This is a genomic window from Flavobacteriales bacterium (assembly GCA_021296215.1).
Lineage (GTDB): Bacteria > Bacteroidota > Bacteroidia > Flavobacteriales > ECT2AJA-044 > ECT2AJA-044.
The window spans coordinates 1-18306 of the sequence record JAGWBA010000001.1; the positions used below are offsets into that span (position 1 = coordinate 1).

Here is an 18306-nt window from a genome sequence, read left to right on the forward strand (position 1 = left end):
TCGTACACCGGCCATTAAAGTCTCGAATATCAACAACTCTTATGACCTCTTTCTAATCCTCTATAAATATAAAAGCCCAACAACGCTAACATGTAGGTTATTGGGCTTTTACAGTCGATGGTTGAGGTCCCGACCGGATTCGAACCGGTGTACGAGCTTTTGCAGAGCTCTGCCTAGCCGCTCGGCCACAGGACCATCGAGGGTCGCAAAAATACGATAAATTTCCGACCTCGCAACGACCGATGTCAGTGCTTTTCCGTCGCTACAGCACAACTACCGGCCTATTCGATATTTGCCCTTCGCTCAGCACCTGGGCAAAATACACGCCCGAAGGCCAATTTCCGGTGTCGACGCGCTCTTCTTGTGCCGGTTTTTCACGCTGCCACAACACCCTCCCAAAAGCATCGACAATGCGAACCGATTCAGTAGCCGGCGGCAAATTAAGGTTTAGGCGGCCTGCGGCCGGATTCGGATATACGCTCCATTGGAGCGACGTTTCGTTCAGGGATGCGGACTCACACGGAGGATAGGTACCCGCCAAAGTGTTGAGCCCGAGCCCCAGCGGGTCGAGCCAGGGTGCCAACTTGAATTCAACAGTTCCTCCGTCCATGTTCCAGGCCGTGGAAAACTTGCCGTAGTAATCGCCCCCGGTCAAATTCGTGCACGAGCTTAATCCGCCCGATAGCACCCCAAAAATCCGCCCTTGATTCGTCAACAGCGGTGCTCCGGACGACCCCCCTTCCGTGGTTCCATGGCCGTTAGCGGTCGATTGCCAATTCACGAGCCAATGTCGGTTGGGAGTCGAAGAGCCTGGCCACGAGGTCGTTTGAGGCGTTGAGGTAAAGGTGCTCACCTTTTTCAGGTCGCCCGATGGGTGGTGAATCGTGACCCCCGAATTCGCCGCAACACCGCGGATCCACCCCGAGTAATAGGCGCCAAATACGGTCGGAACACTTCCGTTGAGCTCCACCAACAAGAAATCGCTCCCGCTCGATAGATCGCTCACTCCCGTGCTGGCCAATACGCTACACCCAACCATGGACTGTAGATCGAGCCCGACGTCGCTTCCCGGATCCGAGCAGTTGGGCGATTCGTAGTTAAAGTAGAATGTCCACAACCCGAAATCCGGGGTCGAAGTATTCTCCGTGCAGTGGTTCGCCGACAAAATATACGGATCGCAGCCCGCCTCGGTCGTGTTGATCAATGCCCCGGAGCAAAAGCCAAAAAACGGACCGTTCTTGGTCACGATGCGCACGACCGATTTTCGCTCATCGTCAAAGCTATTGCCTTCGGAACAATTGGCGTTCACCTGGCACGGGCCCGAATCGCCATAATCGCGCACGACCCGAGGCTCAAAACCGCGGAAAAAGAATCCGATTCCCGAAACTTCGATCACCGGCCGTTCAGCAACACGTGCCGGCGCCCAGTACTCCAGTAGGATCTCGTTCCCGCGAATCGGGGCAATGGTCCACCCATCGCGGCGATTGTTCCGTTCAGTAAATGCTCCTCTTCGAACGTTTTTATCGGCAGAATAAGCATAGAGTTCACTGCCTCTCGGCAGGATCAGCGACTCAAAAAGCACGGAGACCGCTTGTGCTGTCGGGGCGACTATTCGGATGGTCCAAAAATGGTTTCCGTTGCTATCTCGAAACCAACGGCCCGAGTTGGAAGGGTTGGCCCTAAAGGCGACTTCACGTCCCACGCGGCACACACCGCCGACCAGATCGCGGAGTTGCGCATCGGCCCGTAGGGCCATAGCATTCAAAGAATCCACGCGGATCTCCGAAGTTGAAATATCGAAGTTGAGCTCCCAGCTGCGCGGGGTTCGACGCTGCTCGATCTGCGCTACGAGCACCAAGGGCAGCAGAAACGACAGGATAACGAGCCGTACATTCATACGGCTAAAGTTAGCTTTTTTTTTTTGCGCGCCGGTCAGCGTTACGGCCACGCTTTCGACATTGCCCATGATGGGAGGCGACATCTTGCGCACGGTCACCTCGACTTTATCGATCCGCGGAATCTGGCGAAGTAGCTCGTCGATGATGCGCTGCGCCACAACCTCGATCAACTTGGCGCGGACTTCCATTTGTTCCTTCACGATTCGATTGACCTCGACGTAGTCCACAGTATGCTCTAGGTTATCCGTTTGAGCGGCGAGTTCGAGGTCGGCGTAAACGCGCACGTCGATCCGATAATCGGTTCCGATGGCGGCCTCCTCGTCCATGCACCCATGGTAGCCATAGAGCTTGATGTTGGTAACGTCGATGATGCCCATCAGCTCAGTTTCTCTAGTGCGGTATCGAGGCGTTTGAGGGTTTCCTCTTTACCAATGATGGCGGCGATGTCCGGCAAGCCGGGACCCATGCCTTTTCCGGTTAGGGCCAAGCGAAATCCCGGGCCTACTTTTCCGAAGCCGAGGCCTCGATCTTCCATAAAGCCGTGGAAGGCCTCGTCCACCTTTGCAGAGGAGAAGTCCTGCACCTTATCCAGCAAATCGCGCAGTGCTTTGACGATCTCCGCGGTGTCCTCCTTCCAGCGTTTCAATGCCTTTTCCTCGTACTCGGTTGGCGCCTCAAAGAAATAGTGCCCGTCCGTAAGCATCTCTTTCACGAAGGTAGCGCGCTCTTTCATGACAGAGGCTACCTGCGCGCAGAATTCAGCTGTGGCGTTAAACCCTTCTTCGGCAGCCAATGGTTGCAAAAGGGCGCCCAGTTCTTGATCGCTTTTGGTGCGTAGGTACTGCTGATTGAACCAGCGCGTTTTGTCCGGGTCGAATCGCGCACCGGCTTTGTTTACGCGCTCGAGCGAAAAGCGTTCCATGAGTTCATCCATGCTGAAGATCTCCTCGTTGGTTCCGGGATTCCAGCCGAGGAACGCAAGCATGTTAATGAAAGCTCCGGGGAAATACCCTTGCTCGCGATAACCCTTGCTCGGGTCTCCTTCTTCGGGCACCCAACGCAAAGGGAACACCGGGAAACCAAGGCGATCGCCATCGCGCTTGCTGAGCTTTCCGTTTCCGTCCGGTTTAAGGATCAATGGAAGGTGGGCAAACTGAGGCATCTCCCACCCGAGGTAGCGGTAGAGCAGCACGTGTAGTGGGGCGCTGGGCAACCATTCTTCACCTCGGATCACGTGGGAGATTTCCATTAAGTGGTCGTCGACGATATTCGCCAAGTGGTAGGTCGGCATACCGTCCGATTTGAACAACACTTTATCGTCGAGATTATTTGTGTTCACGCTGACCCATCCGCGAATGAGGTCTGCAAACTTCACCTCTTCATTGCGCGGCATTTTGATGCGGATCACATAGGGGTCGCCTTTTTCAATGCGGGCTGCCACTTCATCGTGCGGCAGGGTCAGCGAATTCTGCATGTGCTCACGCGTGATGTGGTTGTATTGAGGGCTCGGGACACCGGCAGCTTTCATGCGTTCACGCATGGCGTTGAGTTCTTCGGGGGTGTCGAACGCGTAGTACACGTGGCCCGACTCGATCATCTGGTCGGCATATTGACGGTACATCGCTTTGCGTTCCGACTGACGATACGGACCTTTGGGTCCGCCCGCGGAAATTCCTTCATCTATTTCGATCCCACACCATTTGAGGGATTCGACGATGTAATTCTCGGCACCGGGAACAAATCGGGTTTGGTCCGTGTCCTCTAGTCGAAGGATGAACTGCCCGCCGGTTTGTCGTGCGAACAAATAGTTATAAAGTGCGGTGCGCACACCTCCCATGTGGAGGGGTCCCGTGGGACTTGGCGCAAATCGTACGCGAATCGCTTGATTTTCCATCGATTATCGAGCTTTGGGCGGGCAAAGTTAGTGTTTTAAAACCGTATATTTCACGCACCAAAGCGGGCGATTTGGAGTTATAGATACACATGGATACGTACGATCTACTCATAAAGAAACTTGGCGCGTTCATTCGCAAGTATTATCACAACCTTTTACTCAAAGGGGCGATTTACAGCGGAGCGCTGATCGGCTCCACTTTTTTGGCCGTGGCCGTATTGGCTTATTTCGGTCAATGGGATACGGGAATCAGAGCTGCTTTGTTTTGGTTGTTTGCCGCATCGGCGGTGCTCATACTCGGCCGATACATCGTATATCCGCTGCTTCAGCTGTTCCGCATCGGTGATCGAATCGACCACGATCAAGCGGCTCGAATAGTCGGAAAGCATTTTTCTGAAGTCGACGACAAACTGCTTAACGTACTTCAGCTTCATCGCGAAAGCGTGGGTGGAAGCGAGCTTATTCCGGCTTCGATCGCCCAAAAGAGCGACGAGCTCCAACCCGTTCCTTTTTCGAACGCCATCGATTTTCGTCAGAACCGCAAATATTTACGCTACTTCATTGCGCCGGCCGTGGTCGTTGCCGTGCTTTTCATCACCGGCCAAAGTGATGTGCTCAAGCAAGGATCGCAACAGGTCATCAACTACAACCGCGAATTCGTGCCCGAGGCGCCATTTCAGTTTAGGCTAGTCAACGACAAGCTCAGCGTTTTGCGCCATCGGGATTTTGAGCTCGAGGTGGTGATCACCGGAGAAGAGTTACCCGATAAAGTGTACTTGGAGCGAGATGGAAACCGATTTCGCCTTCCGGCCGTAGGCCGAAATACCTATCGCTATACGTTCCAGAATGTCCAAAAAGATGTGGATTTCCGCCTCGAAGCGGCGGGATTTTCAACTGGGTCGTTTACGTTGAAAGCTCTGCCCGATCCGGCCCTTTTGGGTTTTGAAGTCTCGCTGGTGTATCCGGCCTATACCGGTCGTAAACCAGAAACCTTGAAGAATTCAGGCGATTTGGTGGTTCCGGCCGGTACAGAGGCTCGTTGGAATTTTACCACGAGGAATACAGAGGCCTTACGATTGTTTTTTGCCGATACGGCCATACCTGCGGAGCGATTGGCTGCAGACAAGTACAGCTACGAGCTTCGCCTCATGGAGGACTTGCGCTATGGCTTAACTACTTCGAATGAATACGTCGACGGCGCAGATACCGCAAGCTATTTCGTGAAGGTGACACCCGACGCATACCCGGTACTCAATGTCGAAGAACAGGCCGACAGCACTAATGACCGCCTGTTGTATTTCAGGGGTTTGGGTAAAGACGACTACGGTTTTTCGAGACTCACTTTTCAGTATCGCGTAATCAACGAAGGCGGGCCCCTACCACCGCGAATCGAAAGTTTGGAGGTTCCACGTGGAGTTAATGTGCACAGCTTCTTCCACAGTTTCGACATCGGGGCATTGGGGTTGAAAGCGGGAGATCAGGTGGAGTACTTTTTTCAGCTGACCGACAACGACGCGGTGAACGGCCCAAAATCAGTGAGATCACAAACGCGGATGTATCAAGCCCCGACTCTTGAGGAGCTGAGGGCTCAGGACGAACAAAGCAAAGAACAGATCAAGGATCGACTTGAAGAGAGCATTGATTTGGCGAAAGACATTCAGCGCGATCTCGACGACTTGCAAGAGCGTATGCTGGAGAAAAAGAAACTCGATTTCAGCGATAAGCAGCGATTGCAGAATCTGCTCGACAAGCAGAAGAAGCTCAAGCAGAACATGGAGGAAATGAACCGCGAGAACGAACGGAATAACCGAGATCAAAAAGAGTATCGCGAGCAACAGGAGCGCATTCAGCAGAAGCAAGAACAACTCGATAGAATGTTCAATGAGATCATGTCGGAGGAGATGAAGGAGTTGATGGAGGAGATCGAGAAACTAATGGAAGAGATCAATAAAGACGAGCTTCAAAAGCAGATTGAAGACCTGAAGCTGAGCAATGAGACTCTAGAAAAGGAGCTCGATCGTAACCTGGAGCTTTTTAAGCAGATGGAATTCGAGCAGAAGCTCCAGGAGAGCATCGACAAACTCGATCAGTTAAAGAAAGAGCAGCAAGAGCTCAACGAAAAGACCGAGCAGGGTACCGAATCCGATGAAGCGCTTAAGAAGGAGCAAGAGAAGCTCAACAAGGAATTCGACGAGCTTCGGAAAGACCTCGATGACCTGGAGAAAAAGAACGACGAACTCGAATTTAAGAACGAAATGCCCGAGACCGATGAGCTAGAAGAAGAGATCGAGAAGGAGATGGAGCAGTCAACTAAAGAGCTGGAGCAGGGCAAGAAGAAAGACGCTTCGGAAAAGCAGAAGAAATCTCAGGAAAAGATGGACGAGCTTAGCGATTCGTTGAATGGATTGCAACAAAGCATGGGGCAAGAACAACAGATGGAGGATATGGAGGCACTGCGTCAATTGCTCGACAATCTGGTACGGTTGAGCTTTGAGCAGGAAGAACTTCTGGAAGAGACCGTCGAACTCAACCGGAACGACCCGAAATTCGTCGAGGTCCTTCGCGAGCAAAATCGCCTCAAGGATGATTCTCGATTAATTGAGGACTCGCTCTTCGCTTTGAGTAAACGAGTCATTCAGATCGAAAGTGCCATCAACAAGGAGATGGGAGAGGTTAACCGAAACATGGACTTGGCGCTTGCCGATTTGGCCGAACGCCGCACCCAGGAGGCCTCGTCACGTCAGCAGTATGTGATGACAGCTACCAACAACCTAGCACTGCTTCTAAGCGAGGTCCTGAACCAAATGCAGAATGCCATGGCGTCCATGATGAAGGGGTCGCAAAGCTGTGAAAAGCCAAACAATGGTGCTCCTAGCATGTCCGAAATGATGAAGCAGCAACAAAAGTTGGCCGAGGAGATGAAGAAGATGAAAGGCCAAATGGAAAAAGGTCAGAAGCCGGGTGATCAAAAAGGGCAGGGACAAGGACAAAAGATGAGTGAGGGCTTGGCTCGCATGGCTGCTCAACAAGAGGCTTTACGCCAACGTTTACGCGAAATGGCCGATGAAATGGGAGACGATGGCGAAAATGGCCAGGGTCCCGGTGGACTTCAAGACGCTATGAAGAAGATGGAAGAAACGGAGCGCGATTTGGTAAATCGCAAGATCACCGAAGAAACCCTACGCAGACAAGAGGAAATTTTGACTCGTTTGCTCGAAGCCGAAAAAGCCGAGCGAGAGCGTGAATACGATAATAAGCGAGAATCGAAAGAGGCAATAAACACCCCGGAACGAAACCCGAATGCCTTTCTGGAGTACCAAAAACTTAAAGAAGAGCAGGCGGAAATGTTAAAAACCGTTCCGCCACAATTAGCACCATTTTACCGTAACTTGGTTAACGAGTATTTTAACGGAATAAACAACTAATGGCCGTCTATTACCAATCCGAAAACACCTTTTCTCTCTCTCAAGAAGAGGAGATACGCCGTGGAAACTGGGTGCGATCCGTCATTGAAGAATCCGGTTTTGATTGCGGAGAGGTCACCTATATTTTTTGCTCGGACGAAGACCTTTTGGAAATCAACCAACGGTACCTCAAACACGACACCTATACGGACATCATTACCTTTGATTACGGACAAGGTCGTCTGATCAGTGGGGATATTTTTATATCCACCGATAGGGTCATAGAGAATGCCGAGAAGTTCAAGGTGCATTTTGAACACGAACTCGCTCGCGTTATGATCCACGGGGTACTGCACCTACTCGGTATGGATGACCATACTGACGAAGACAAGCAAAACATGCGCACCGAGGAGGATCGGCACATCAAGATCCTAATCGATTGATCCACAATAATCCCAAACGTTGTGCACGTTTGGGATTATTGTTACTTTTGCACCCTAATTTTTTGAGGGACAGCCAGTTACGGCTATTATATACCGGAATTGTTCCACGTGAAACATAGTTGTTTATGTTTGCAAATGAATATGACGTAATCGTAGTGGGAGCAGGACATGCAGGATCCGAGGCGGCAGCGGCTGCGGCCAATTTGGGCTCCTCTACCCTACTCATCACCATGAACCTTCAGACCATAGGTCAAATGAGCTGTAATCCGGCCATGGGGGGTATTGCCAAAGGGCAGATCGTAAGAGAGATCGATGCGCTCGGCGGCTACAGCGGAATCATTTCGGACGAGACGGCCATCCAGTTCCGAATGCTGAATCGTTCTAAGGGACCGGCAATGTGGAGCCCACGTGTACAGAGCGATCGTATGCGGTTTGCAGAAAAGTGGCGCCTTATGCTGGAACAAACCCCGAATCTGGATTTCTTTCAAGACATGGTCACCGGAATCATTGTCGAAGGCGATCGAATAAAGGGTGTGCGCACCGGTATGGGGCTAGAGGTGTATGCAAAAACCGTTGTGCTGACGAATGGAACGTTCTTGAACGGACTCATTCATATAGGCGAAAAGAATTTTGGTGGTGGTAGAGCCGGAGAAAGAGCCGCTACTGGTATTACCGAAGACTTAATAAAGTTGGGTTTTGACCACGGCCGCATGAAAACCGGAACCCCACCCCGAGTCGACGGTAGGTCGCTGGACTATTCTAAAATGACTGAACAAGAAGGCGATGAAGCCCCTCAGAAGTTCAGTTTTACTGATACAAAACCCCTGAGCAAACAGAGGTCGTGTTGGATTACATACACGAGTACAGAGGTCCACGATATCCTAAAAACAGGGTTCGATAGATCTCCCATGTTCAATGGACGCATCCAAAGCATTGGGCCTCGATATTGCCCTTCTATTGAAGACAAGATCGATCGATTTACAGATAAAGACCGGCACCAGATCTTCGTAGAACCAGAAGGTTGGGATACTGTGGAGATTTATGTAAACGGGTTCAGCACTTCGCTCCCTCAAGAGGTCCAATATGAGGCCTTGAAGAAGGTAGCGGGCTTTGAGCATGTCAAGATCTTTAGACCCGGATACGCCATCGAATACGACTACTTCCCTCCGACCCAGCTTACCCATAGTCTCGAGACCAAACTCGTTGAGGGTTTATTCTTTGCAGGCCAAATCAACGGAACTACCGGCTATGAAGAAGCCGGAAGTCAAGGGCTAATTGCGGGTACTAATGCACACAGAAAAGCACATGGTGACTCGGCCTTCGTTTTAAAGAGATCTGACGCCTACATCGGCGTTTTGATCGACGACCTTATTACCAAAGGGACAGAAGAACCCTACCGTATGTTTACCTCTAGAGCCGAATACCGCATCCTTATGCGCCAGGACAATGCCGACTTAAGGCTTACTCCCCTAGGGTATGAAATAGGTCTGGCATCAGAAGAGCGAATGGAAAGGGTTCGGGAAAAACAGAAGAACACCTCAGAAATGATCTCCTTTTTGAAGGACACAAGCGTTGAGCCCGAAAGCATCAACCTCATTCTAGAAAAGCTGAATACTGCACCAATAGATCAAAAAAGGAAGCTGGACACCATCCTCGCTCGTCCACAAGTAGGCATTCACGACTTAGTAGCTATTGACTCGGTCGCCGAGTACATTGCCAATAACAACTTACCCGAGGAAGATCTTGAGCAAGGTGAAATCCAATTGAAGTACCACGGATATATTCAAAGGGAAAAGGAAAACGCGGAGAAGCTTCAGCGATTAGAGGACATCTCGATTCCCGCTGGCTTTGATTTCAACAAACTTCAAGCAATGAGTTTGGAGGCTCGTGAAAAATTAAGCGAAATTCGTCCCGCGAATATCGCACAGGCCAGTCGCATCAGCGGTGTGAATCCGGCCGATGTCAACGTCCTTTTGGTCCACATGGGCCGCTAATGTTTCACGTGGAACATCGTTATGGAAAAACTCGAAAGGTGTCCGATCACCGATAGCCCTCTGAGCCCGGCTCTCACCTGTAAAGATCACACGGTAACAGGAGATGATTTTACGGTCATGGCCAATGCAGAAGGCACCGTACTTACGACCAACCCGCGACCCGAATCAGATGAGTTGGGAACGTACTACGAGTCTGATGAATACATCTCACATACGGACTCCAACAAAGGTGTTCTTGACGGGGTCTATCAAGTTGTTCGGAATTACTCTTTGCGAAAGAAAAGGGCTCTTCTAGAACAACACCTTTCAAAGGGATCCATCCTCGATATTGGATGCGGCACCGGTGACTTTTTACTTGAAATGAAATCCAACAGCTGGGCGGTATCCGGAATGGAGCCGAACGACGAGGCTCGTAAAAAAGCCGAGAGCAAGATAGGAACCAAGCTTCATACGAACCCTGCACTTACGGACCTTCCTTCCGGTTCATTCGACGCTATTACAATGTGGCATGTGCTGGAGCATGTGCCAGACCCTACAGTGACCACAAACCGGATTTTCGAATTGCTCAAACCCGGAGGCGTCGCCGTCATCGCCGTTCCGAATTTCAAATCTAAGGACGCTCAGATCTACGGTTCCTTGTGGGCAGCTTATGATGTACCACGCCACCTCTTTCACTTTAGCCAAGCAGGAATGATCGGTCTATTTACCGGCCGTGGATTCAATCACGTCAAAAATCACCCCATGGTATTTGACAGCTATTACGTCAGCCTGCTTAGTGAAAAATACAAATCTGGCCGCCGGCGATGGATCCCCGCTTTCGTGAATGGATTACGTTCTAATTTATCGGCCCGAAATTCAGGAGAATGGAGTAGTATCATCTACATTTTCCAAAAGCCGAAATAAGCTCATTATCTTTGATTTAAGGCTGTTTTCTGTTTTTTTAGTAATCGATGTCGCCAACAGTCGGAAATGCCAATGTGCGCCCTTAAATTAAGTGGGGCGTATCTCTCTGTTTTTCAACTATTTAAGTGCGAGGGAGGTCAAATCAAACTAAATCTTGCAAAACGCCGTTCATTTAATCGAAATTTGGCTCATGCGGAAAACACTATTTGTCGCTTTACTGTCCACAACTCTTCTTGCCTCGGCTCAACCCGAAATTGCACTTGGGAGTTGGGGAAATGAACTTCCTTACAACCGAGTGGTCGATTTGGTAGTTCGACCCGAAGAGGTTGTTGTAGCAACTGAAAATGGTTTGTTCTATTTCGGTCGCGCGTTCAAAACCATCGAACGAGTGAGCAAGATCGATGGCCTTAGTGGGGTGGTCGTTACCGCAATGGCAGAGCACCGGCCGACAGGCACATTGATCATCGCTTACGACAACCAAATCTTGGATCTTCTGCGGAGTGATGTTCAAACCACCGTTTTTGATATAGCGCGCTTCAATATTATCGGCGGAAAAAAAATCAATCACATCTTCATACTCGATGATCGGATCTTCTATAGCTGTGACTTCGGAGTCGTAGAAATGAATATTCAGACGCAGGAATTCGATGGGCCTTATTTCATCGGCCCCAACGGTTCGCAGCTCAAGGTTTACGAAATGACCTCCGACGGACAAAGGCTGTTTGCGGCAACGGAGATCGGCCTTTTTTCTGCAGATGTGAACGACCCCAACTTGCGCGACTTTAACGCCTGGACACAAGACTCCTTTTTAGGAGGTCCAATAAACTCATTGGCCCTGTACAAAGGAGTGCTCTACGTAAACAAAAAGGATCTCGACACAAAAACCGATACGGTCTATACGAATTCCACGGGCCCCTGGACCACTGTACACGAGTTCCGGTACTGGCGCAGGAACGCTCTTCGAGCCGATAGTGATTACATCATGACCTGTACGGAGTTCAGCTTTTCAGCATACGACGAAAACCTCAACCTGGCGGCGAATATGACACAGGCCTCGCTCGATTATCCTTTTGAAGTGACTACTGCCGTACAAGGGAACCCGGCGGAATCGGAATTCTTTCTCGGCTCACTCGAATCCGGATTGGTCAGGCATTGGAACGGGTTCCTAGCCCCGAATTACATGCCTCAGGGTCCACAAGTGCGTGGCGCTTTCGACGTGATCGCCCAAGGCAACTCCGTTTGGATGGCGCCCGGCGGGGTCGGTGGGTCTTTTGAGAACCTATACAACCGAAACCCCGTACAACTAAAACAAGACGGTCAGTGGATCCCGAGCGACGCGACCGTTCAAGACTCGGCCTTCGATATGATCGAACTCCGCTTCGACCCCATCGACCCTAATGTGGTTTGGGGAGCTTCATATGGAAAAGGCCTGGTGCGCTGGAATGGCGATGGCACATTTCATAGCCGTTACGACTATTCCAATACCATCTTGCAGGAAAGAGCAGGCCCTCCCGGATTCACCAATATAGGAGGAATCGATTTCGATAGCCAAGGCAGGCTCTGGATGACGAACGGTAACACGAGCGACCCGCTGGTCGTGCGAACCCGCAATAACGAATGGTTCGCTTATACGCTTGCCGGGCTGGCTCCTTCTACACTTCCCATAAAGAGCGTCATGGTCGACGACTTCGATCAGGTTTGGGTGCAGCTTCGAAATGATGGAATAGTGGTATTCAACCACGCAAATACCCTCGCCAACAAGAACGACGATCAAGTAAAACAGCTCTCAACAGCCACTGGCCAGGGCGCCCTCTCGTCTAAATCGGTTCTCAGCATGGCCTCGGATAAAAATGGAGCAGTTTGGGTTGGAACCAACCAAGGTGTCGTGACCTTCTTTTCTCCAAGCCGCCTATTCTCGGGGCAAAACTTCGATGCGCAACACGTTCTCATCGAGCAAAATGACGTGCTCTCAAAACTGCTCGAAAACGAGGCTGTGACCTGCATCGCCATTGACGGTGCAAACAGAAAATGGTTTGGAACAGCTCGAAGCGGCGTTTATCTAATGTCGCCTGACGGTACCGAAGATATCCTCCATTTCACGGTCGATAACTCCCCGCTCTTCTCCAATACCATTCAAGCCATCGATGTGAACGCCGATCACGGCGAAGTGTACATCGCAACGGAAAAAGGACTCATTACCTACCGTTCCGGTTCTACGGAAGGAAGCGACACGTTCGGAGACGTGTTGGCCTACCCCAACCCGGTTCGACCCGGGTTTACCGGCGACATCGCCATAAAAGGTTTGGCAGAGAACGCCAACATAAAGGTCACCGACATCTCTGGAAACCTCGTATTCGAAACCACCGCTCTTGGCGGCCAGGCTCTATGGAATGGAAAGTCGTTCAGCGGCCAAGAGGTCGCCACGGGCGTCTACTTAGTATTCATGACCAATGACGACGGCTCCGAAACCGCAGTGATCAAGATCATGATCATTCGGTAGTCATGCTCATCAAAACGCTTGCATTCGTTCTTCACCATTTCCCCTACGGCGAACGCAGCATTATTGTCCGCATGTACACCCGCGAGGTCGGACTTCAGTCGTACCTCATCCCTTCGGCCCGAGGCAAAAACAGCCCTCTTACACCGGCGCTAATGAACCCGCTCCAAGGACTCGAGTTGATTGCCTACAATCACAACGACGATCGCCTAGAACGGATAAAAGAGACCGCTCGGATCAACAAGGTCGATGTAATCCACCAGCACCCCATTAAAACCACCATCGCCCAGTTCATGGCCGAGGTCATACTGCGATCTACGCAGGATCAAGAGCCCAATTCGGAGCTATTCGACTTCATTTCCCATGCCGCCGAACAACTCGAAAACCCGGTAAACGACCTCGCCAACCTGCCTCTTTTCTTCACCCTAAAGCTAACGGAATACTTGGGTTTCTATCCTCACGCCCTCTCGGGCGGATGCGTACTCGACCTCCGCGAAGGAGCTTTTTCGGTCGGCATTCCACACCATCCCGATTTTGCGAAAGAGCAAGACTCAAAAGCCATCCTCGAGGTGCTGGGAAAACCTTGGACCCAATGTCAACGAACACCGCTTGCTTCGGAAACGCGACTCGCCGGATTAAAGACACTCGAAAAATACTACCGCATTCACCTGAACGAACGACTCGGTTTCAAGAGCCTCGACGTACTGCATATGGTTCTTTCCTAGCGGTTTATGGTTTTTGTTGAAATTGGTTTCGTATATTTGTGACTGGAGTAGTGGCGTGCTTCACCTTACCCCCAGTCCTTTAAAATAACAACCTAAAAACAACGCCATGCTAATCCAAACATTCGAGGGAGTCGTACTGCTCGATAAACCGCACAAAGAAGTGCGGATAGCAGTTAAGGCTACCGATCGGGACACTGCCAAAAAAGTCGTGGAAAGTCAATACCGCGAGAACCTTCTTGGTTGGAAAAAGGAGCTGTCCTGAACTAAATAGTCTTTATTGAATCTTATTCTTCGTTCGCAACGAATCGAAGAGATTCTACGATGGCTTCTAACTCCATCATGTAGTTGCGTTTATCTTCGCCCGGCGCGTAGATGAATCCATCGATGGATACCGTGCGGTCATTCGCCTCATCCCAAATGGTCTTGTTGATGAAGCTGCCGCCCATGAAATCGTTCTCCATTTTCCAGAGGCCGCGGGTCTCCATGGCGAAACGGCCTTGTGCTTCCGTGGCTTCAACAACGGGGGCGTAAAGCTTTTCCACGCTCATGTATGCATCTGCACCTTCCCCTTCGACCCGCAGGGTCGCAGAATCTCGCGCAGCCACAATAGCCTCTTCCATGCCGATATCCGGCAACGTTTCCCAAATGTAGATCAATATTCCCTGTGTTACTTTACGCTTATCGCGGAAGAACCAAATGAATTCGTCTTCAACTAAATTCAGGCGAAAATCATTGGGCACCGTCACTTCCAAGCCCATCGCCCGCAATTCGTTGTAGGCCTCATTGGTCTCGATCAATCGATGCGCCTTGTAGAGCCGATCGATCTCGGCATTCGTAAATCGTTCGGCAGCCTCTGCCCCTCTTTCTTTCAGCAGTTCGGCAAATTCCAGGGCACTCGAAGCCTCCAAGGCCATAACGAGCTGTCCGGTTGCATATCGATTGAATTCGAATCCAACACCAGCCGAATCTTCTTGCTCCACCAAGACCAAGTTGCGGTGCGTCTTGAATAAGCGATTATACGCTGAGGGAGGAATATGAACCAAGGTAAAACGAGACTCCACTTGAGGTAAGCCGGGATACTTCGAACCAAAGTAATGACGAAAAGCGGCCCCGGCCGTATCCTGCCACCAACTCTCAGGCATCACAACGGCCAATTCCCCAAGTCTGCCGGTCGATTTGGGCTTCACCCCGTCAGCTGGTCGCTTTCCTCCTTTTTCACTCTTACAGGAGCTTAAAATCATTAATCCGGTCAACAGCAGCCGTGATAACTTTTTCATGAAGCAGAATTGAGCTTAAGTTTTATTCCCGGCTTCAAACTTCGTGCCGATGAGATGTTATTCCACTTCTTTATCTGATCCGGACTTACTCCGTCGTAGCGCTTGGCAATATCCCAGAGCGTGTCGCCGCTTTGAACGGTGTAGTAAATAGCTTTAGCACTAGCATTAACGTCCGTCTGGGTGTCTGGTTCAGCCTTATTTTGTGTTGCAGAAGTGACCTCGGCAGCAGCATCAACACCACCACCGGCCTCTGTGGTTGTAGCCGGAGCTGTGGCTGTGGTTTCTTCCATACCGGTGATCTCCGGGCTAGGCATCCCGCTGATGTAGTCGATCGACTCAACGTTTCGGGCGTAAACGGTCAAATACTGACCCATTCGAATATTGGTTCCACGAAGGTTGTTCCACCGCTGAATATCCCGCACGGAACACCCGTATTTGATGGCGATACGTCCGAGGTAATCACCCGACTTGACCCTGTAACGACCGCGGTCGTTCATTTCTACGTACTCAGGCAGGCTCGGGCCCGGCATGGCCACTTCCGCATAACGGTACAAGCTATCTTCATGGGAAACGAAAAGGCCCACCTTCTCTCTTGGCAAGGTCAAGGCATGCAGCTTTCCATCAACGATCGGAATAATATCCAGCTCATACTGAGGGTTCAGTAGCTCCAGGTCGCTTTTGGGCATCTGAAGCAATACGCTCAGCTGATCAAAGGTCATGAGTCGCTTCAATACGACTGTATCGACGTCGTAGTGTCGAACCGTTGCGACCAGGGGATAAATCCCATGCTCTTCTGCATAGTTCATGATGTAGTTCGCCGCAATAAAAGCCGGCACATAACCGCGCGTTTCGCGAGGAAGCCGGGGGCGAATTTCCCGGTACGTTCTTTTTCCACCCGAGCGCCGAATCGCTTTACTCACGTTTCCGGGACCCGAATTGTAGGCCGCAAGAACCAAGTTCCAGTCGCCAAAGCTCTCGTACAGCTTGGTCATGAATTGCGCCGCGGCCTCCGTACTCGCAACAGGGTCGCTTCGCTCATCGACGTAGCTGCTTACTTCGAGGCCGTATATCTTACCGGTCGAGTACATAAACTGCCAAAGCCCCGTGGCTCCAACGCGCGATTTAGCGCGAGGGTTCAAAGCACTTTCTACGATGGCCAAGTATTTTAACTCCAAGGGCATGTCGTACTTGTCGAGCACTTCCTCGAAAAGGGGAAAATACAGCTCGGCCAACCCCATCATGCGAGCCACTTGTTGGCGTCGATTATTGGCGTAAACATCAATGAACCGAGCAACGTGCTCGTTGTATTCCAGGGCCAGCGGAGTCCGCTTGTCGAGCACCGCCGGGCGAGCCGCGATCACACTGTCCGGCACTTCCGGACCTTCGGCCAAAACGCTCGAATCCTCAATGGTACTATCGGGCCCGGCCGCGAAATAATCCGCGTACAACAAACTGTCGAGCTGTACCATAAAGGGATCGTCCCGCAACGTGTTCAACGTGTCGGTTTCAGCCTCAACTGCCCATAAATATCCACTGAGGAGCAACGCCCCCATCAAGAGTTTTTCTTTCATACCACTAATAAAACGTTCCTTTTGGGAACTCAGTACCCGACTGGGCACTACTTATTCACGCCCGCTTGTTCATTAGGTCCGCGCTGAATGCCAGCAAGCCTTCATCGGCACCGCGACCCGCAGTGAACTGAATACCGAAGGGCAGTCCGCTTTCGGTGTGCCCCATGGGTAAACTAACCGAAGGGTGTCCGCCCAAGTTCGCTTGAACGGTAAAGATGTCCTCCAAGTACATGGTCGTTGGATCGTCGTATTTCTTACCCAGCTCAAACGCCGCGTGAGGCGTAGTGGGTGACAACAACAAATCGTATTCACTCAGGAGTTCGTCCGTTCTTTCACGTATCAAGCGGCGTACTTTTTGAGCTTTGCCGTAGTAGGCGTGGTAATAACCAGAGCTCAAAACAAAGGTGCCGAGCATAATACGTCGCTTTACCTCTTCTCCAAAGCCCTCTGTACGCGATCGCTTGTACGTTTCTTCGAGACCTTCAGCTTCCGCGCTTCGGTAACCGAAGTGCACGCCGTCGTACCGAGCCAGGTTGCTCGACGCTTCAGCGGTGGTCAAAATATAGTACGTTGGCACAAGGTAATCGAGCAGCGGAAAGTTCACTTCTTCCACCGTATGGCCATCGGCCCGAAGGCGTTCTATCTCGGCGATCATCGTCGCTTTCACCTCGGGGTCCAAGCCTTCGGCTTCGATAGCTTCGGCAATGTAGCCGATTCTTTTGGGGGCCTCGCGGCCCGAATCGTTCTGCGCCATAGCGTTGCTGAACTTCGGTACTTCGTTTTGTGAAGCGGTACTGTCGTAATCGTCGGGACCCGCCATTACCTCGAGTATCAAGGCCGCGTCTTCGACGCTTTTGGTCATCGGTCCTATTTGGTCAAAACTCGACGCGTAAGCAATGAGTCCGTGGCGCGATACGAGTCCGTACGTTGGCTTGTAACCCACGATCCCGGTAAAGGAAGCCGGTTGGCGAATAGAGCCGCCGGTGTCGCTACCGAGTGCGGCATGACATAGGTCCGCGGCCACGGCTGCTGCCGACCCTCCCGAGGATCCACCAGGTACGCGAGATTCGTCCTTGGGGTTCTTGACCGGATCGAAATAGCTGTTTTCGTTGGCCGAACCCATCGCGAATTCATCGCAATTCAATCGGCCTATGATCACGGCGTCTTCGGCCAACAGCCGATCGACCACTGTGGCGCTGAATAAGCTCTCGAACCCTTCGAGAATGTGCGATGCCGCAGAGACCTTGTGCCCTTTGTATACGATATTGTCCTTGATGCCTAAAACCAATCCGGCCAAACGTCCCGCATTGCCTTGTTGCATACGGGTTTGGATAGCATCGGCCCGTTCGAGGGCCTCGTCGCTATAAACTTCCAGAAAGGCGTTGAGCCCGGCATTCGCTTCAATATGTGCGAGGTAGGCGTTCACTAATTCGGGAAGGGTCAGGAGCCCCTTCGAAAGGTCCCGCTGGATCTGCGCGAGCGTGCTATAGGCCATCGATCAGTCTTTGATCTCTTTCTTATCGTTCTTATCGTCGTCGTCGTCGTCGCGAGTGGCATCTTTGAATTCCTTGATTCCGCTGCCCAATCCACGCATCAGTTCGGGGATCTTGCGTCCGCCGAACAACAACAATACGACCGCAACGATGAGGGCGATCTGCCATGGGCCTACGAAGCCCGCTAATACCGTCAAACTTGACATA

13 protein-coding genes and 1 tRNA gene are annotated in these 18306 nt (G+C 51.3%); 7 read left to right on the plus strand and 7 right to left on the minus strand.

Features of this window, described 5'->3' with window-relative positions:
- Positions 1-124: 124 nt before the first annotated feature.
- The 3 genes from J4F31_00005 to J4F31_00015 form a co-directional block, all read right to left on the minus strand.
- A tRNA-Cys gene (locus J4F31_00005) sits at positions 125-195 on the minus strand.
- 67 nt (positions 196-262) lie between these two features.
- Positions 263-2275, minus strand: a complete 2013-nt coding sequence (gene folB, locus J4F31_00010) for a dihydroneopterin aldolase (protein MCE2494964.1) — start codon at positions 2273-2275, stop codon at positions 263-265.
- A complete protein-coding gene (locus J4F31_00015; GenBank protein ID MCE2494965.1) occupies positions 2275-3792 on the minus strand; it encodes a glutamate--tRNA ligase in 1518 nt (505 codons plus the stop codon). The genes folB and J4F31_00015 overlap by 1 nt, the downstream gene beginning before the upstream one ends.
- Before the next feature lie 89 nt (positions 3793-3881).
- On the opposite strand from J4F31_00015, the gene J4F31_00020 reads away from it, so the two are divergent.
- The 7 genes from J4F31_00020 to J4F31_00050 all read left to right on the plus strand — a co-directional run bounded on the left by J4F31_00020 (position 3882) and on the right by J4F31_00050 (position 14020).
- The gene (locus J4F31_00020; protein ID MCE2494966.1) at positions 3882-7217 is read left to right on the plus strand and encodes a hypothetical protein; all 3336 of its coding nucleotides are present in this window, start codon (positions 3882-3884) and stop codon (positions 7215-7217) included.
- Positions 7217-7639 carry an rRNA maturation RNase YbeY gene (gene ybeY / locus J4F31_00025; protein ID MCE2494967.1) on the plus strand — a complete coding sequence of 141 codons (423 nt, stop codon included), beginning with the start codon at positions 7217-7219 and terminating at the stop codon, positions 7637-7639. The genes J4F31_00020 and ybeY overlap by 1 nt, the downstream gene beginning before the upstream one ends.
- Positions 7640-7764: 125 nt before the next feature.
- Entirely contained in the window at positions 7765-9633 is a 1869-nt protein-coding gene (gene mnmG, locus J4F31_00030; protein ID MCE2494968.1) for a tRNA uridine-5-carboxymethylaminomethyl(34) synthesis enzyme MnmG, read from the plus strand.
- Between the two features lie 21 nt (positions 9634-9654).
- Positions 9655-10536 (plus strand): class I SAM-dependent methyltransferase, encoded by an 882-nt coding sequence (locus J4F31_00035; protein ID MCE2494969.1) that lies wholly within the window; start codon positions 9655-9657, stop codon positions 10534-10536.
- A 190-nt stretch (positions 10537-10726) separates the two neighbouring features.
- Positions 10727-13036, plus strand: a complete 2310-nt coding sequence (locus tag J4F31_00040; GenBank protein MCE2494970.1) for a T9SS type A sorting domain-containing protein — start codon at positions 10727-10729, stop codon at positions 13034-13036.
- 2 nt (positions 13037-13038) lie between these two features.
- Positions 13039-13758, plus strand: a complete 720-nt coding sequence (gene recO, locus J4F31_00045) for a DNA repair protein RecO (protein MCE2494971.1) — start codon at positions 13039-13041, stop codon at positions 13756-13758.
- A 106-nt stretch (positions 13759-13864) separates the two neighbouring features.
- Positions 13865-14020 (plus strand): hypothetical protein, encoded by a 156-nt coding sequence (locus J4F31_00050; GenBank protein MCE2494972.1) that lies wholly within the window; start codon positions 13865-13867, stop codon positions 14018-14020.
- A 22-nt stretch (positions 14021-14042) separates the two neighbouring features.
- Here the strand turns inward: J4F31_00050 and J4F31_00055 are convergent, their stop codons facing one another.
- The 4 genes from J4F31_00055 to J4F31_00070 are packed head-to-tail and all read right to left on the minus strand — an operon-like array spanning position 14043 to position 18305.
- Positions 14043-15035, minus strand: coding sequence for a DUF4837 family protein (locus J4F31_00055; protein ID MCE2494973.1), 993 nt, complete (start codon positions 15033-15035; stop codon positions 14043-14045).
- Positions 15032-16606, minus strand: a complete 1575-nt coding sequence (locus J4F31_00060) for a LysM peptidoglycan-binding domain-containing protein (protein MCE2494974.1) — start codon at positions 16604-16606, stop codon at positions 15032-15034. Before J4F31_00060 ends, J4F31_00055 begins: the two co-directional genes overlap by 4 nt.
- Positions 16607-16661: 55 nt before the next feature.
- Positions 16662-18101 carry an Asp-tRNA(Asn)/Glu-tRNA(Gln) amidotransferase subunit GatA gene (gatA, locus tag J4F31_00065; protein MCE2494975.1) on the minus strand — a complete coding sequence of 480 codons (1440 nt, stop codon included), beginning with the start codon at positions 18099-18101 and terminating at the stop codon, positions 16662-16664.
- 3 nt (positions 18102-18104) lie between these two features.
- Positions 18105-18305 (minus strand): twin-arginine translocase TatA/TatE family subunit, encoded by a 201-nt coding sequence (locus J4F31_00070; protein ID MCE2494976.1) that lies wholly within the window; start codon positions 18303-18305, stop codon positions 18105-18107.
- Position 18306: the final 1 nt, after the last annotated feature.

Excerpts from the sequence above, each read along its gene's own strand:
- J4F31_00070 (MCE2494976.1), bottom strand. The coding sequence starts at position 18,305 with ATGTCAAGTTTGACGGTATTAGCGGGCTTCGTAGGCCCATGGCAGATC.
- J4F31_00040 (MCE2494970.1), top strand. The coding sequence starts at position 10,727 with ATGCGGAAAACACTATTTGTCGCTTTACTGTCCACAACTCTTCTTGCC.
- J4F31_00020 (MCE2494966.1), top strand. The coding sequence starts at position 3,882 with ATGGATACGTACGATCTACTCATAAAGAAACTTGGCGCGTTCATTCGC.
- J4F31_00035 (MCE2494969.1), top strand. The coding sequence starts at position 9,655 with ATGGAAAAACTCGAAAGGTGTCCGATCACCGATAGCCCTCTGAGCCCG.
- J4F31_00060 (MCE2494974.1), bottom strand. The coding sequence starts at position 16,606 with ATGAAAGAAAAACTCTTGATGGGGGCGTTGCTCCTCAGTGGATATTTA.
- gatA (MCE2494975.1), bottom strand. The coding sequence starts at position 18,101 with ATGGCCTATAGCACGCTCGCGCAGATCCAGCGGGACCTTTCGAAGGGG.
- ybeY (MCE2494967.1), top strand. The coding sequence starts at position 7,217 with ATGGCCGTCTATTACCAATCCGAAAACACCTTTTCTCTCTCTCAAGAA.
- folB (MCE2494964.1), bottom strand. The coding sequence starts at position 2,275 with ATGGGCATCATCGACGTTACCAACATCAAGCTCTATGGCTACCATGGG.
- J4F31_00015 (MCE2494965.1), bottom strand. The coding sequence starts at position 3,792 with ATGGAAAATCAAGCGATTCGCGTACGATTTGCGCCAAGTCCCACGGGA.
- J4F31_00055 (MCE2494973.1), bottom strand. The coding sequence starts at position 15,035 with ATGAAAAAGTTATCACGGCTGCTGTTGACCGGATTAATGATTTTAAGC.
- recO (MCE2494971.1), top strand. The coding sequence starts at position 13,039 with ATGCTCATCAAAACGCTTGCATTCGTTCTTCACCATTTCCCCTACGGC.
- mnmG (MCE2494968.1), top strand. The coding sequence starts at position 7,765 with ATGTTTGCAAATGAATATGACGTAATCGTAGTGGGAGCAGGACATGCA.
- J4F31_00050 (MCE2494972.1), top strand. The coding sequence starts at position 13,865 with ATGCTAATCCAAACATTCGAGGGAGTCGTACTGCTCGATAAACCGCAC.